The 14,895-nt window shown below is 68.6% G+C and carries 13 protein-coding genes and 1 pseudogene; 11 read left to right on the top strand and 3 right to left on the bottom strand.

The window, feature by feature from the left end:
* Positions 1-163: 163 nt before the first annotated feature.
* Positions 164-1,072 carry a LysR family transcriptional regulator gene (locus PK606_RS12170; protein WP_324564326.1) on the bottom strand — a complete coding sequence of 303 codons (909 nt, stop codon included), beginning with the start codon at positions 1,070-1,072 and terminating at the stop codon, positions 164-166.
* A gap of 86 nt (positions 1,073-1,158) precedes the next feature.
* Here PK606_RS12170 and PK606_RS12165 point away from each other — a divergent pair, with 86 nt between their 5' ends.
* From PK606_RS12165 to PK606_RS12145, 5 genes are all read left to right on the top strand, one after another.
* Entirely contained in the window at positions 1,159-3,312 is a 2,154-nt protein-coding gene (locus tag PK606_RS12165; protein ID WP_324564324.1) for a thiamine pyrophosphate-dependent enzyme, read from the top strand.
* A 16-nt stretch (positions 3,313-3,328) separates the two neighbouring features.
* Positions 3,329-4,918, top strand: coding sequence for an indolepyruvate oxidoreductase subunit beta family protein (locus tag PK606_RS12160; RefSeq protein ID WP_324564322.1), 1,590 nt, complete (start codon positions 3,329-3,331; stop codon positions 4,916-4,918).
* Positions 4,919-5,045: 127 nt separating this feature from the next.
* A complete protein-coding gene (locus tag PK606_RS12155) occupies positions 5,046-5,363 on the top strand; it encodes a hypothetical protein (RefSeq protein WP_324564320.1) in 318 nt (105 codons plus the stop codon).
* A 34-nt stretch (positions 5,364-5,397) separates the two neighbouring features.
* Entirely contained in the window at positions 5,398-6,537 is a 1,140-nt protein-coding gene (locus PK606_RS12150; RefSeq protein ID WP_324564317.1) for an NAD(P)/FAD-dependent oxidoreductase, read from the top strand.
* A 4-nt stretch (positions 6,538-6,541) separates the two neighbouring features.
* Positions 6,542-7,843: an aspartate aminotransferase family protein gene (locus PK606_RS12145; protein WP_324564315.1), complete on the top strand. Its 1,302-nt coding sequence runs from the start codon at positions 6,542-6,544 to the stop codon at positions 7,841-7,843.
* A 57-nt stretch (positions 7,844-7,900) separates the two neighbouring features.
* Here the strand turns inward: PK606_RS12145 and PK606_RS12140 are convergent, their stop codons facing one another.
* Positions 7,901-8,530, bottom strand: a complete 630-nt coding sequence (locus PK606_RS12140) for a Crp/Fnr family transcriptional regulator (RefSeq protein WP_324564313.1) — start codon at positions 8,528-8,530, stop codon at positions 7,901-7,903.
* A 110-nt stretch (positions 8,531-8,640) separates the two neighbouring features.
* On the bottom strand, positions 8,641-9,558 hold the full coding sequence (locus PK606_RS12135) for a LysR family transcriptional regulator (protein WP_324564311.1): 918 nt from the start codon (positions 9,556-9,558) through the stop codon (positions 8,641-8,643).
* A 140-nt stretch (positions 9,559-9,698) separates the two neighbouring features.
* Here PK606_RS12135 and PK606_RS12130 point away from each other — a divergent pair, with 140 nt between their 5' ends.
* The 6 genes and pseudogenes from PK606_RS12130 to PK606_RS12105 form a co-directional block, all read left to right on the top strand.
* Positions 9,699-10,745 carry an amidohydrolase family protein gene (locus PK606_RS12130; RefSeq protein ID WP_324564309.1) on the top strand — a complete coding sequence of 349 codons (1,047 nt, stop codon included), beginning with the start codon at positions 9,699-9,701 and terminating at the stop codon, positions 10,743-10,745.
* Between the two features lie 12 nt (positions 10,746-10,757).
* Positions 10,758-11,444 carry a 4-carboxy-4-hydroxy-2-oxoadipate aldolase/oxaloacetate decarboxylase gene (gene ligK, locus PK606_RS12125; RefSeq protein WP_324564307.1) on the top strand — a complete coding sequence of 229 codons (687 nt, stop codon included), beginning with the start codon at positions 10,758-10,760 and terminating at the stop codon, positions 11,442-11,444.
* Between the two features lie 112 nt (positions 11,445-11,556).
* Complete coding sequence (locus PK606_RS12120) at positions 11,557-12,489, top strand: amidohydrolase family protein (protein WP_324564304.1); 933 nt, start codon at positions 11,557-11,559, stop codon at positions 12,487-12,489.
* Positions 12,490-12,504: 15 nt separating this feature from the next.
* A pseudogene (ligA, locus tag PK606_RS12115) lies at positions 12,505-12,876 on the top strand (protocatechuate 4,5-dioxygenase subunit alpha); the annotation flags it as partial.
* Positions 12,877-12,960: 84 nt separating this feature from the next.
* Positions 12,961-13,869, top strand: a complete 909-nt coding sequence (locus tag PK606_RS12110; RefSeq protein ID WP_324564367.1) for a class III extradiol dioxygenase subunit beta — start codon at positions 12,961-12,963, stop codon at positions 13,867-13,869.
* Between the two features lie 154 nt (positions 13,870-14,023).
* The coding region (locus PK606_RS12105) for a Gfo/Idh/MocA family oxidoreductase (protein WP_324564301.1) at positions 14,024-14,895 on the top strand (872 nt) is incomplete at its 3' end.

Below are 14,895 nucleotides of genomic sequence, written 5' to 3'. Positions count from 1 at the left end.
CCCGGTCGCGTGTAGCAAGCCCTCGGTGGGCAGGGTCGGTGGCAGCCGCGAACCGCCTGTTCTTTCAGCGCAAGACACGTCTTCGCGGCTGCCGTCGCTCCCGCCCAGGTGGACAGGCAGCGACACGGTGAAAGTCAGCCGCGCGCCGCACGCGGCGAACGCATCAGCCAGCCGTCTCGAACATGTCCACGATGCGCCCGCGCAGCCAGCGCAGCGCCGGGTCGTGGGCGAAGCGGCGGCTCCAGTGCAGCGAGACGGTGAGCTCGCGCAAGGGCATGTCGGGCTCGATCAGCGCGTGTTCGCCGCCGGCAACGAACTGCAGCGCGGTCTGGCTCGGCATCAGCACCGCCAGGTCGGTGGCCTTCACGGTGTCGGGCAGGGACAGGAAATTGGCGGCGCTGAGCCGGATGTTGCCCTCGACGCCGAGCAGGCTCAGGATGCGCAAGGTGTCGGCGTGCGAGCGCACCACCGCGTAGCGCAGGCCTGACAGCAGCTCGGCCTCGTCGGCCGCGCTGCGTCGCCGCCAGTGGCGCAGGATCGGATGCCCGCGCCGTAGCAGGATGACGTAACGGTCGCGGAACAGCGGCAGCGACAGCGTGTCGTCCATGGCGGACAGATAGCCGATCGCTACGTCGAGCCGGCCGCTGTCGAGTGCCGGGGCAATCTCGTCGAGCGGCAGCGGGCGTGTCTCGACGCGCGTGGTCGGCGCCTCGGCCTGCAGCATGGCCAGCAGGCGCGGCAGGAAACGTGCCTCGCCGATGTCGGACAGGTGCAGGCGGAAGCTGCGCGTGGAGCGCCGCGGGTCGAACGCGGTGGCCGTCAGCGCCTGTTCGAGCGTGCTGAGCGCCGACTGCACCGCCAGCGCCAGCGCCTCGGCGCGCGGCGTCGGCGCCACGCCGCCGCCGCCGCGCACGAACAGGGCGTCGCCCAGTTGCTGGCGCAGGCGCGCCAGGCCCTGGCTGGCGGCCGGCTGCGAGAGGCCCAACTGCTCGGCGGCGCGGCTGACGTTGCGCGTGCGCCAGATGGCGTCGAACAGCCGCAGCAGGTTCAGGTCGAGCGTGTTTATATTCATTCAACGCATGTTTCTTATTAGGTTCATTGTATTGATGAATGAATCAAAAGACCGGACACTGCGCAGGATCAGTCAGGAGACATGACGTGGAAGTTTCGTTCACCAAGGAAATCGAATCTTTGCGCCTGGGCGCGGGGGAGACGTTTCACGGCGAGGGCATCCTGGCCATCACCAAGGGCCTGCTGCAATCGGGCGTGGCCTATGTCGGCGGTTACCAGGGCGCGCCGGTGTCGCACCTGATGGATGTGCTGGTGCAGGCGCGCGGCCTGATGGCCGAGCTGGGCGTGCACGTCGAGGCCTGCTCCAACGAGGCTTCGGCCGCCGCGATGCTGGGCGCCTCGATCCACTACCCGATCCGCGGCGCCGTCACCTGGAAGAGCATCGTCGGCACCAACGTGGCGGCCGACGCGCTGTCCAACCTGTCCTCGCCCGGCGTCACCGGCGGCGTGCTGATCGTGATCGGCGAGGACTACGGCGAGGGTGCCAGCGTGATCCAGGAGCGCACCCACGCCTACGCGCTCAAGTCCGGCATGATCCTGCTCGATCCGCGGCCCGATCTGGCGCAGATGGTCGACATGGTCGAGCACGGCTTTGCCATGAGCGAGGCCAGCAACATGCCGGCCATGATGGAGTTGCGCATCCGGGCCTGCCACGTGCGCGGCAGCTTCGCGGCACGCGACAACCGCATGCCATCGATCTCGACCCGCGCGCTGATGCAGCAGCCGGCGCAGTTCGACTACAGCCGGCTGGCGCACCCGCCGGTGACCTTCACGCACGAGAAGCTCAAGTACGAGGAGCGCATCCCGGCCGCGCGCCGCTACATCGTCGAGCACCAGTTGAACGAACTGCACGCCGGCAAGCTGTCCGACCTCGGCCTGATCGTGCAGGGTGGCCTGTACAACACGCTGGTGCGCGCGCTGCAGCAGTTCGGCCTGGCCGATGCCTTCGGCGAGCTGGACGTGCCGACCCTGGTGCTCAATGTCACCAGCCCGCTGGTGCCGCAGCAGATCACCGACTTCTGCCAGGGCAAGCGCGCGGTGCTGGTGCTGGAGGAAGGCCAGCCGGAGTACATCGAGCAGGAGATCGCCACCTTGCTGCGGCGGCAGGACATCCAGACTCCGCTGGCTGGCAAGGACGTGCTGCCGATGGGCGGCGAGTACAACGTCGAGGTGATGGCCACCGGACTGGCGAAGTGGCTGGCCCGGGTGGCGCCCGAACTCGACGTGCAGGACGTCCAGAGCTGGCTGGCGGCGAACCAACAGCGCCGCGGCGAGGTGGGCCAAGCGCTGCCCGAGCCGCTGCCGGCGCGACCGCCGGGCTTCTGCATCGGCTGCCCGGAGCGCCCGGTGTTCTCGGCCATCAAGCTGGCGCAGCAGACGGTGGGGCCGGTGCACGTGGCGGCCGACATCGGCTGCCATTCGTTTGGCACCTTCGAACCATTCACCACCGGCCACACCATCCTCGGCTTCGGCATGAGCCTGGCCAGCCGCGCCGGCGTGTCGCCGCACATGAACAAGCGCGTGCTGGCCATCATGGGCGATGGCGGCTTCTGGCACAACGGACTCGTCAGCGGCGTGCAGGCGGCGCTGTTCAACGGCGACGATGCGGTGCTGCTGATCTTCAAGAACGGCTACACCTCGGCCACCGGCACGCAGGACATCATCTCGACGCCGAGCGAGGACGCCAAGTTCAACGCCGAGGACAAGGGCAGCAGCCTGGTGCATACCAACCAGACGATCGAGAACGCGCTGCAGGGCCTGGGCGTGAAATGGATGCGCGTGGTCAACACCTACGAGGTGGCGAAGATGCGCGACACGCTGGAAGAGGCCTTCACCACCCCTTTCAACGGCCTGAAGGTGATCGTGGCCGAGGGCGAGTGCCAGCTCGAGCGCCAGCGCCGGGTCAAGCCCTGGATCGCCGGCCTGCTGAAGAAGGGCAAGCGCGTGGTGCGGGTGAAGTACGGCGTCGACGAGGACGTGTGCACCGGCGACCACGCCTGCATCCGGCTGTCGGCCTGCCCGACGCTGACGCTGCGCGACAACCCCGATCCGCTCAAGGTCGACCCGATCGCCACCGTGATCGACGGCTGCGTCGGCTGCGGCCTGTGCGGCGAGAACGCGCACGCGGCCACGCTGTGCCCCTCGTTCTACCGCGCCGAGGTGATCCAGAACCCGAAGTGGCACGAACGCCTGGTCCACGGCCTGCGTGGCGCCATCGTGCGCGCGCTGCAACCGGCCTGAGCGGGGAGAAACCCAGATGAGTGCACAACAACCCATCACCGTGCTGCTGTGCGCCCTCGGCGGCGAGGGCGGCGGCGTGCTGGCCGAGTGGCTGTTCGCGGTCGCGCGCCACGCAGGCCATCCGGCGCAGGCGACCTCGGTGCCCGGCGTCGCGCAGCGCACCGGCGCCACCACCTACTACCTCGAATTCTGGCCCGAGCACGAGCGCGCGCTGCAGGGCCGGCGCCCGGTGTTCGGCCTGACGCCGCTGCCGGGCCGGCTCGATCTGCTGGTGTCGAGCGAGCTGATGGAGACCGTGCGCCAAATTGGCAACGGCATGGCTTCGCGCGAGCGCAGCTGCGTCATTTCCTCCACCGCGCGCGCGCTGACCACGGCCGAGCGCATGCCGCTGGGCGACGGGCGCTGGAACGACGCGCAACTGGCCGCCATGGTGCAGGCCAACGCGGCGCGCCACCACATTCTCGACATGGGCCGGCTGACGCGCGAGGCCGGCACGGTGGTCAGCAGCGTGATGCTGGGCTGCATCGCCGCCAGTGGCGTGCTGCCGTTCGCGCGCGCCGACTACGAGGCGGTGGTCGGCGAGGGCGGCGGTGCCTCGGCCAAGGCCAGCCTGCGTGGCTTCGCGCTCGGTTTCGAGGCGGTGCAGCGGCAGCGCGAGCAGGGTGCGGCGGTGATGAGCCTGCTGCAGGGTCGCGAGCCGGCTGGCGCGGCCCAGCCGGCCGTGCTGGATGCACGCATCGCCGACGGCTTTCCGCCTGCGCTGCACGAGCGCATCGGCCTCGGGCTGGCCCGGGTGGTGGACTACCAGGACCGCGCCTACGGCGAGCTCTACCTCGAGCGCCTGCGCAAGATCTGGGCTGCCGAGCAGGCTGCCGGCGCCGCCCAGGGCGAGGCCACGCACGAAGCCGCGCGCTGGCTGGCGCTGTGGATGGCCTTCGACGACATCGTGCGCGTGGCCTACCTGAAGGCCGCCGGCTCGCGGCGCCAGCGCGTGCAGCGCGAGGTCAAGGCGGGCGAGGGCGACCTGCTCAAGGTGTATGACCACTTCAAACCGGGTGTTCCGGAATTCGCCGGCCTGCTGCCGGCCGCCCTGGGCCGGCGCCTGACGCGCTGGGACGCGGCGCGCGTGGCGCGCGGCGACAAGCCCTGGGCCAAGCCGCTCAAGCTGGGCACGCATACCGTGCTGGGCATGCTGGCGCTGCGCACGCTGGCTTCGATGAAGTGGCTGCGCCGCAAGGGCCAGCGCTATTCGACCGAGCAGCAACTGATTGGGCAGTGGCTGGACGGCATCGAGCAGGGCCTGCGGGCCGCCCCGGCGCTGGGCCTGGAGATCGCCCGCTGCGGCCGCCTGATCAAGGGCTACGGATCGGCCAACGAACGCGGCAAGCACAACCTGCTGCACGTGCTGGAACATCTGGCGCAGTCGCCCCAGCTGCTGGATGCCACGGCGCGCACCCATGCCATTGCCGCCGCACGCGAGGCGGCCCTGAAGGACGAGGGCGGCAAGGCGCTGGACGCCGCGCTGCGCGCGCACGGCGCGCCGGCGCGGCCGGTGCGCGAGCAGCCGATCCATTTCGTGCGCAAGCCGCGCTCGGCCAAGGCCTGATGGCCAGCGGGCGCTCATCATCGGCGGCGTGCGGCGCTTGGTCCGCAGGCCGTCGCCGCGCCGGCGCGCATTGACCGCCGGTGCGAGGGCGCGCTGATCCGTCTGCGTGGCATCCGGAGCAACTGGCTTGATTGTCGAGATCGTCCGCTTCATGCACCCGCCGGGTACCTCGCGTGCCGACATCCTCGCCGGCGCCGAGGCCACGCTCGAGCGCTGGCGCGCCAATTCCGAGCTGGTGCGCAAGCTGTACCTGTGCAGCACTGACCAGACCGAAGGCATCGGCATCTACCTCTGGCCCTCGGTCGAGGCGGCCCGGCGCGGCCACGATGCGGCCTGGATCGCGCAGGCCGAGCAGCGCAGCGGTGCGCCAGTGCGGATCGAGTACCACGAGCTGTTGATGGAGCTCGACAACCAGGCCGGCACGGTCACCCGCCACCCAGTCTGAGCGCGGCCGAGCGTGCCTGCGCCACAATGAGCCCATGAGTTCATGCGACGTGCTGATCATCGGAGCCGGCATCGCCGGTGCTTCGCTGGCCTGGCGGCTGTCCCGTGCCGGCAGCACGGTGATCGTGATCGAGCGCGAGTCGCAGCCCGGTTACCACAGCACCGGCCGTTCGGCGGCGATGTTCATGGAAAGCTACGGGCCGCCGGGCGTGCGTGCGCTGACGCGGGCCAGTCGCGCGTTCTATCTGCAGCCGCCCGCGGGCTTCAGCGAACAGGCGCTGATGCACACCCGCCACGCGCTGTTCGTGGCCACGGCCGAGCAGGGCGCGGCGCTGGCGGCGCTGGCGGCCGAACTGGCGGCGAGCGGCACGCAGCTGCCGCTGCTGCAGGGTGAGGCCATCGTGCGCGCGGCGCCGATGCTGCGGCCGGGGCTGTTCGAGCAGGCCTTGCTGGACGAGGACGGCTACGACATCGATGTCGATGCGCTGCTGCAGGGTTTTCTGCGCGGCGCGCGGCAGGCCGGTGGGCGGCTGATGACCGAGGTGAGCCCGGTCTCGGCCATCCGCACCGGCGACCGCTGGCAGCTGACGCTCTCCGATGCTGCGCAGGTGCAGGCAGCCACCGTCGTCAACGCCGCCGGCGCCTGGGTCGACGAGGTGGCGCCACTGTTCGGCGCCGCGCCGATCGGCATCGAGCCGCGCCGCCGCAGCGCCTTCACCTTCCAGCCGCCCGCCGATGCCGATGTGGCGAACTGGCCGATGGTGGCCGATGTCGATGAGCACTGGTACTTCAAGCCCGACGCCGGCCAGCTGCTGGGCTCGCCCGCCAACGCCGATCCGGTGGCGCCGCACGACGTGCAGCCGGAGGAGCTGGACATCGCGCTCGGCATCCACCGCATCCAGGAAGCGACGACGCTGGAGATCCGCCGACCCAGCGCCACCTGGGCCGGGCTGCGCAGTTTCGTGCCGGATGGCGAGATCGTGATCGGCTTCGACGACGCCTGCCCCGGCTTCTTCTGGCTGGCGGCGCAGGGCGGCTATGGCATCCAGAGCGCCGCCGGTGCCAGCCTGCTGGCGGCGAGCCTGATCCAGGGCCACGGGTTGCCCGGTGAACTGACGGCGCACGGCGTCGATGCGGCCGTGGTGTCGCCGGCGCGGCTGCGCCAGGGAGCCTGAACGCATGGACCCACTCGCGCAGGCACTGGCCGACACGATCGAGCACTACCGCCGGACGCATCCGGCCAGCGAACGCGTCTTCAACGAGGCCACGCAGGTGCTGCCCGGCGGCAACACCCGCAGCGTGCTGTTCTTCGCGCCGTTCCCGCCCGCCATGGTGCGCGGCGAAGGCTGCCATCTGTGGGATGCCGACGGCCACCGCTACCTGGATGCGCTGGGCGAGTTCACCGCCGGCCTGTACGGTCACTCCGAGCCGGCGATCCGCGCCGCCATCACCGAAGCCCTGGCCGATGGCCTCAGCCTGTCCTCGCATACCGCGCGCGAAGGCGCGCTGGCACGCGAAGTGCAGCGGCGCTTTCCGTCGATGGAGTTGCTGCGTTTCACCAATTCGGGTACCGAGGCCAACCTGATGGCGCTGGCCAGCGCCACTGCGCACACCGGGCGCCGCAAGGTGCTGGTTTTCAAGGGTGGCTACCACGGCGGCGTGCTCGCCTTCGCCGGTGGCGGCTCGCCCGTCAACGTCCCGCACGACTGGATCGTGGCGCGCTACAACGACCTGGACGATGTGCATGCGCGCGTGGCGTCGCATCGGGCTGAGCTGGCCGCCATCCTGGTCGAGCCGATGCAGGGCTCGGGCGGCTGCATTCCGGGCGAGCCGGAATTCCTGAGCGGCCTGCGGCAGCTGGCCGACGACTGCGGCGCACCGCTGATCTTCGACGAGGTGATGACCTCGCGCCTGTCGATCGGCGGGCGGCAGGCGCTGCTGGGCATCCGGCCCGACCTGACCACGCTGGGCAAGTATTTCGGCGGCGGCCTTTCGTTCGGCGCCTTCGGTGGGCGCGCCGAAGTGATGCAGCGCTACGACCCGCGCGGCAGCGGGGCGCTGCAGCATGCCGGCACCTTCAACAACAACGTGCTCACCATGGCCGCCGGCCTGGCGGGGCTGCACCAGGTGCTGACCGCCGAGCGGCTGGACGCGCTGAACGCGCGCGGTGAGGCGCTGCGTGGCCGGCTGAACAGCTGGCTGGCCGGGCAGGGTGTGGCGCTGCAGTTCACCGGCCTTGGTTCGCTGATGCAGTTGCAGACGTTGGCCGGGCCGATCCACAGCGCCGATGACCTGGCGGCGAGCGACGACCGCGCGCGGGCGCTGGTGTTCTTCGACCTGCTGGCGCACGGCGTGTTCATGGCGCGGCGCGGCTTCATGGCCTTGTCGCTGCCGTTCGACGACGGCGCCTGCGACCGGTTCGCGCAGGTGCTGGAGCAGGTGGTCGGCGCGCGGCGCGCGGTGCTGCCAGCGCGGCGCTGAGCGCAGACGGCACGAACCAGAGGATGTGTCAGCAAGCCGGCCCGGCCTGCCGTTTCGTCAGACGCCGGCCAGAGCCCGCAGGCCGTTCAGGTCGAGCAGCTTGAGCACGCGGCCGGAACCGCTGATCAGGCTGCGTTCGCGCAACTGACGCAGCACGCGCGACAGCGTTTCGGGTGCGATGCCGAGCTGGGCCGCGATCATGCGCTTGCGCTGACGCAGCATCACCGACAGCATGCCGGGCGCGTCCTGCGTCGGTTCGGCGTGGCGCAGCAGCCATTCGGCGCAACGCGCCTCGGCGTCCTTCGCCAGGCGGCTGACGGCCAGTTCGGCCTGCTGGTAGTGGGCGCGCGCCAGGTCGAGCATCACCGACAGCGCGGTTTCCGGCAGCGTCTTCAGGCCGGCCTCGAAGGCGGCCAGCGGTACGCGGCGCGCGCGTACCTCGGTGTCGGCGGTGGCGTCGATGGCCGGTGCCAGGCCAAGCACGGCGCAGCTGATGTTGAGCCAGCAGGGGCCTTCGACCATGCCCATCTGGTGCGCCAGGCTGCCGTTGTCGAGCACGCCCAGGGCCACGCGCCCATGATCCACGTGGTACACGTGGGCCATGGCATGGCCGCGCTGCAACAGAATGGCGCCTGGCGCCAGACTGCAGGTGTCGCCCGGCCAATCGAACGCGTTGGGTGACAGCATGAGGGGACACTGTGCCCGCCAAGCCCCGGACAGGTCTTGATGCACATCAACCGCGCGGGTTTTCATGACAAGGCCGCGGCAGGCCGCTTGCCGGTCGCCACCCGGTGCGCTCAGCTGGCGGCGGCGTCGAGAAATCGGCGCGCCTGCTGCCGCACCAGCGCCAGCACGGCGCGCTGCGTGCTCGTCGTAGGGCGCCGCGCACTCACCGCCGTGTGCAGCGGAATGCGCAGCGGCTTGCCGTCGACGGTCAGAATGCCTTGCAGGCTGAAGGCCTCGGGCCGCGCCACGCCGGTCAGTGCGTGGCGCGACAGGATGGCGCAGCCGGCCTCGCCCTCGACCAGGTCGAGGATGGCCGCCACGCCGTCGATTTCCAGCGCGATGTCGGGTTCGCAGCCGACGGCGGCCAGCTGGGCCTCCATGTAGATGCGGATGGCGTTGGGGCGGCTCGGGATGATCAGCGGCAGGCGCGCCAGTTCGGGCAGGTGGATTGCCTGCAGCGGCGGCGCGATATCGGTCCGGTGCCGTACCAGCACCAGTTCGTCGCTCGCCAACCGGGCGATTTCCAGGTCCGGCACCGGGTGCGCGTTGTAGAGCACGGCCAGGTCGAGTCGGCCGCTGACCAGCTGCTCCTGCATGCTGGCCGACAGGGCCTCGGTGATGGCTAGGCGCGCCTCGGGCAACTGCTGATGGAAGTCGTGCACCAGCGGCACCGCCAGCACGCGTGCCACGCTGGGCGGCAGGCCCAGGGTCACGCGGCCGGCCAGGCCGCCGCGCAGGCGGGCCAGTTCCTCGCGCGCACGCTCGACCTGGTGCAGGATGCCGCGCGCGTGTTCCAGCAGCAGCTGACCGGCCTCGGTCGGCGCGGCGCCGCGGCCGTTGCGCTGCAGCAGGTTGTGGCGCAGTTCCACCTCCAGCAGGCGCACCTGGCGGCTGAGCGCCGGCTGCGCCACGTTGAGCGCCAGCGCGGCGCGTGTGAAGCTGCCGAGCTCGGCCACGCGGACGAAGTACTCGAGTTGACGCAAGTCCATAGACACCTCTTATTCGGCATAGCTGAATTTGGGAAATGCCGAATTGCTATAGCTGATAGTAGCGCCAAACGGTGGCGCGCCGGGCGCCTGGCGCGCACAATGGCCTCATCCCGATCAGCAATGACTTCAAGAGGAAACGCATGAGCCAGGCCCAACCGCTCATCATCGACTGCCACGGCCACTACACCACGGCGCCGAAGGCACTGGAGAACTGGCGCAACCAGCAGATCGCCGGCATCAAGGATCCGGCGGCCAAGCCCCGTGTTGCCGACCTGAAGATCTCCGACGACGAACTGCGCGAATCGATCGAAACCAACCAGCTGCGCCTGATGAAGGAGCGCGGCAGCGACCTGACGATCTTCAGCCCGCGCGCCAGCTTCATGGCGCACCACATCGGCGACTTCGAGGTGAGCAGTACCTGGGCGGCGATCTGCAACGAGCTGTGCTTCCGCGTGTCGCAGCTGTTTCCCGACCATTTCATCGGCGCCGCCATGCTGCCGCAGTCGCCGGGCGTCGATCCCAAGACCTGTATCCCCGAACTGGAAAAGTGCGTCAAGGACTATGGCTTCGTCGGCATCAACCTGAATCCCGATCCTTCCGGCGGCCACTGGACCAGCCCGCCGCTGACCGATCGTCACTGGTACCCCATCTACGAGAAGATGGTGGAGCACGACATCCCGGCCATGGTGCACGTCAGCACCAGTTGCAACGCGTGCTTCCACACCACCGGCGCGCACTACCTGAACGCCGACACCACGGCCTTCATGCAGTGCCTGCAGGGCGACCTGTTCAAGGATTTCCCGACACTCAAGTTCATCATCCCGCACGGCGGCGGCGCGGTGCCCTACCACTGGGGGCGCTTCCGCGGCCTGGCGCAGGAGATGAAGAAGCCGCTGCTGCAGGATCACCTGCTGAACAACATCTTCTTCGACACCTGCGTGTACCACCAGCTGGGCATCGACCTGCTGACCAAGGTGATCCCGGTCGACAACATCCTGTTCGCCAGCGAGATGATCGGCGCCGTACGCGGCGTCGACCCCGAGACCGGCCACTACTACGACGACACCAAGCGCTACGTGCAGGCCACCGCCAACCTGACGGATGAGCAGCGCTACAAGGTCTATGAGGGCAATGCGCGGCGCGTGTTTCCGCGCCTGGACGCGGCACTGAAGGCCAAGGGCAAGTAAAGGAACAAGGACATGTACGAACTCGGCGTCGTCTATCGCAACATCACCCGCACCGACGCGGCCACCGCCGATGCGCTGGCCCCCTTCGGCAGCGCTACTGTGCACGAGGCCATGGGCCGCGTCGGCCTGCTCAAGCCCTATATGCGGCCGATCTATCCGGGCGCACAGGTCAGCGGCACGGCCGTCACCGTGCTGCTGCAGCCGGGCGACAACTGGATGCTGCACGTGGCGGCCGAGCAGATCAGGCCGGGCGACATCGTGGTCGCCGGCGTCACCGCCGAATGCACCGACGGCTACTTCGGCGACCTGCTGGCGACCAGCTTCAAGGCACGCGGCGCCCGCGCGCTGATCATCGACGCGGGCGTGCGCGATGTGCGCATGCTGCAGCACGAGATCCAGTTTCCGGTCTGGAGCAAGGCGATCAGCTCCAAGGGCACGATCAAGGCGACGCTGGGCAGCGTCAACATCCCGGTGGTGTGTGCCGGCCAAATCGTGCACCCGGGCGACGTCATCGTGGCCGACGACGACGGTGTGGTCTGCGTGCCGCGCGCCATGGCCGAAAAGACGCTGCAGGCCGCCACCGCACGCGAGGCCAACGAGGGCGCCAAGCGGGCCGAGTTTGCTTCCGGCACGCTGGGGCTGGACTACTACAAGATGCGCGAGCCGCTGGCCAAGGCGGGGCTGCGCTATATCGACTGAACAGCTGACCAACTGAACAGCCAAACGGCCGGACGCAGAGGACGCGAAAGAAGACTTTTCTTGGTTATTGCTTTTTCATCTTCTGCGTACGGTATTCACTCTTTCCGAACCCATGAGCAAACCCACCACCGGCGACTTCGAGAAAACCAAGGGCTGGCTCGACTGGTACGAAGGCCCGTCCAAGCCGCGCTTCCAGCTGCCGCCTGGCAGCGTGGACGCGCATTGCCACGTGTTCGGCCCCGGTGCCGAGTTCCCCTACGCGCCGGAGCGCAAGTACACGCCCTGCGATGCGTCGAAAGCCCAGTTGTTCGCCCTGCGCGATCACCTGGGCTTCGCGCGCAACGTCATCGTGCAGGCCACCTGCCATGGCGCCGACAACCGCGCCATGGTCGATGCCTGCATCGCCGCTCAGGGCAAGGCGCGCGGCGTGGCCACCGTGCGGCGCGACGTCAGCGACGAGGAACTGCAGCGCCTGCACGCCGCCGGCGTGCGCGGCGTGCGCTTCAACTTCGTCAAGCGCCTGGTCGACTTCACGCCCAAGGACGAACTGATGGAGATCGCCGGCCGCATTGCCAAGCTTGGCTGGCACGTGGTGATCTATTTCGAGGCGGTGGATCTGCCCGAGCTGTGGGACTTCTTCAGCAGCCTGCCGACCACGGTGGTGGTCGACCACATGGGCCGGCCTGACGTCAGCAAGCCCGTCGATGGTCCCGAGTTCGAGCTGTTCGTGAAATTCATGCGCGAGTACCCCAACGTGTGGAGCAAGGTCAGCTGCCCGGAGCGGCTGTCCGTCACCGGGCCGCTGGCGCTGGGTGCCGAGCAAAGCCCCTACCGCGACGTCGTGCCGTTCGCGCGTCGTATCGTGGAGACCTTCCCGGATCGCGTGCTGTGGGGCACCGACTGGCCGCACCCCAACCTGAAGGACCACATGCCCGACGATGGCCTGCTGGTCGACTTCATCCCGCACATCGCGCCCACGGCCGAGCTGCAACGCAAGCTGTTGGTCGACAACCCGATGCGCCTGTACTGGCCTGACGAAGCTTGAATAAGGAGACGCACCATGGCACTCGACAAACCCTATCTCGACGTTCCCGGCACCACCATCTTCGATGCCGACCAGAGCCGCAAGGGCTACTGGCTGAATCAGTTCTGCATGAGCCTGATGAAGGACGAGAACCGCAAGCGCTTCAAGGCCGACGAAGATGCCTACCTGGCCGAATGGCCGATGACCGACGAGCAGCGCGCCGCCGTGCGCGCGCGCGACCTGAACTGGATGATGCGCACCGGCGGCAACATCTACTTCCTGTCCAAGTTGGGCGCCACCGACGGCCTCTCGTTCCAGCAGATGGCCGGCAGCATGACCGGCATGACCGAGCAGCAGTACCGCGACATGATGGTCGGCGGCGGCCGCAGTCCCGAGGGCAACCGCTTCGTCGGCGAGCAGGGCGACGCCCAGGGCCCGATGAGCCAGTCGGCCGCCTGGAAGGCCTGGCAGGAAGCCGAGGCGCAGCAGAAGCTGGCCGACGCGGTCGAGAGCGCCGATGCCGCGGCCAAGGACAAGCCGGTCGGCCACGCCCGCATCACCGCCTCGGTGTTCAGTTCGCACGTGCCGGCCATCGGCGCCGCCATCGACATGGGCAAGACCGGCGAGCCCTACTGGGTGCCGATGTTCAAGGGCTACGACTTCAGCAAGCAGTGGATGAAGGAGAACACGCCCGACGTGATCTTCCTCGTCTACAACGACCACGCGACCAACTTCGACCTCGGCATCATCCCGACCTTCGCCATCGGCACCGCGGCCGAGTTCGAGCCGGCCGACGAGGGCTACGGGCCGCGCCCGGTGCCGGTCGTGAAGGGCCATCCCAAGCTGGCCTCGCATATCGCGCAGTCGGTGATCCAGCAGGACTTCGACCTCACCATCGTCAACGATCTCAAGGTCGACCACGGCCTGACGGTGCCGCTGAACCTCATGTTCGGCACCCCGAGCGAGTGGCCGTGCAAGGTGATCCCGTTCGCCGTCAACGTGGTGCAGTATCCGGTGCCGTCCGGCAAGCGCTGCTTCGCGCTGGGGCAGGCGATCCGCCGCGCCATCGAGAGCTATGACGAGCCGCTCAAGGTGCAGATCTGGGGCACCGGCGGCATGAGCCACCAGTTGCAGGGCCCGCGTGCCGGCTTGATCAACGCCGAGTGGGACAACAAGTTCCTCGACCGCCTGATCGCCGACCCGGCCGAGCTGTCGACCATGCCGCACATCGACTACGTGCGCGAGGCCGGCAGCGAGGGCATCGAGCTGGTGATGTGGCTGATTGCGCGCGGCGCCATGGCCGACGTGGCCGGTGGCAAGCCGCCCAAGGTGGCGCACCGCTTCTTCCACGTGCCGGCGTCGAATACGGCGGTGGGGCATCTGATTCTCGAGAACGCCTGAAGGCCGATACCGGACGCGAAGGGCGCCGAGGGTTCGCGAAGGACGCGAAGAGAAGACAGGCATTTCTTGCGTTCTTCGCGCAACTTTCGAATCCTTCGCATTCGGCTGTTCAAGCTGGGTTCAAACCCTTCACCGCCATTACATTAGGAACAACATGACCAAACCCATCAAAGTCGCGCTGGCCGGCGCCGGCGCCTTCGGCATCAAGCACCTGGACGGCATCAGGAACATCGACGGCGTCGAGGTGGTGTCGCTGGTCGGCCGCCGCAAGGAGCCGACGCAGGAAGTGGCCGACAAGTACGGCATCAAGCACGTCGCCACCGACCTGGCCGAGAGCCTGGCGCTGCCCGAGGTCGATGCCGCCATCCTGTGCACGCCGACGCAGATGCACGCCGCGCAGTCGATCCAGTGCCTGCAGGCCGGCAAGCATGTGCAGGTCGAGATCCCGCTCGCCGACAACCTGAAGGACGCGCAGGCCGTGGTCGATCTGCAGAAGCAGACCGGGCTGGTCGCCATGGTTGGCCACACGCGCCGCTTCAACCCGAGCCACCAGTACGTGCACCAGAAGATCAGGGCGGGCGAGTTCAGCATCCAGCAGATGGACGTGCAGACCTACTTCTTCCGCCGTACCAACACCAACGCGCTGGGCCAGGCGCGCAGCTGGACCGACCACCTGCTGTGGCACCATGCCGCGCACACCGTGGACCTGTTCGCCTACCAGGCCGGCAGCCCGATCGTGCAGGCCAACGCCATCCAGGGCCCGATGCACCCCGAGCTCGGCATTGCCATGGACATGAGCATCCAGCTCAAGGCCGCCAACGGGGCCATCTGCACGCTATCTTTAAGCTTCAACAACGACGGCCCGCTGGGCACTTTCTTCCGCTACATCGGCGACACGGCCACCTACATCGCGCGCTACGACGACCTGTTCACGGGCAAGGACGAGAAGATCGACGTGTCCAAGGTCGACGTGTCGATGAACGGCATCGAGCTGCAGGACCGCGAGTTCTTCGCCGCCATCCGCGA

The sequence above is a fragment of the Ottowia sp. genome (genome assembly GCF_035444425.1).
Classification (GTDB): domain Bacteria; phylum Pseudomonadota; class Gammaproteobacteria; order Burkholderiales; family Burkholderiaceae_C; genus Ottowia.
Note: the sequence above shows the minus strand (reverse complement) of the source record. Positions and strands in the feature narration are given on the sequence as shown.

Coding starts and splice junctions, on each gene's coding strand:
- PK606_RS12120 (WP_324564304.1), top strand. CDS start 11,557: ATGAGCAAACCCACCACCGGCGACTTCGAGAAAACCAAGGGCTGGCTC.
- PK606_RS12130 (WP_324564309.1), top strand. CDS start 9,699: ATGAGCCAGGCCCAACCGCTCATCATCGACTGCCACGGCCACTACACC.
- PK606_RS12140 (WP_324564313.1), bottom strand. CDS start 8,530: ATGCTGTCACCCAACGCGTTCGATTGGCCGGGCGACACCTGCAGTCTG.
- PK606_RS12135 (WP_324564311.1), bottom strand. CDS start 9,558: ATGGACTTGCGTCAACTCGAGTACTTCGTCCGCGTGGCCGAGCTCGGC.
- PK606_RS12145 (WP_324564315.1), top strand. CDS start 6,542: ATGGACCCACTCGCGCAGGCACTGGCCGACACGATCGAGCACTACCGC.
- PK606_RS12160 (WP_324564322.1), top strand. CDS start 3,329: ATGAGTGCACAACAACCCATCACCGTGCTGCTGTGCGCCCTCGGCGGC.
- ligK (WP_324564307.1), top strand. CDS start 10,758: ATGTACGAACTCGGCGTCGTCTATCGCAACATCACCCGCACCGACGCG.
- PK606_RS12170 (WP_324564326.1), bottom strand. CDS start 1,072: ATGAATATAAACACGCTCGACCTGAACCTGCTGCGGCTGTTCGACGCC.
- PK606_RS12150 (WP_324564317.1), top strand. CDS start 5,398: ATGAGTTCATGCGACGTGCTGATCATCGGAGCCGGCATCGCCGGTGCT.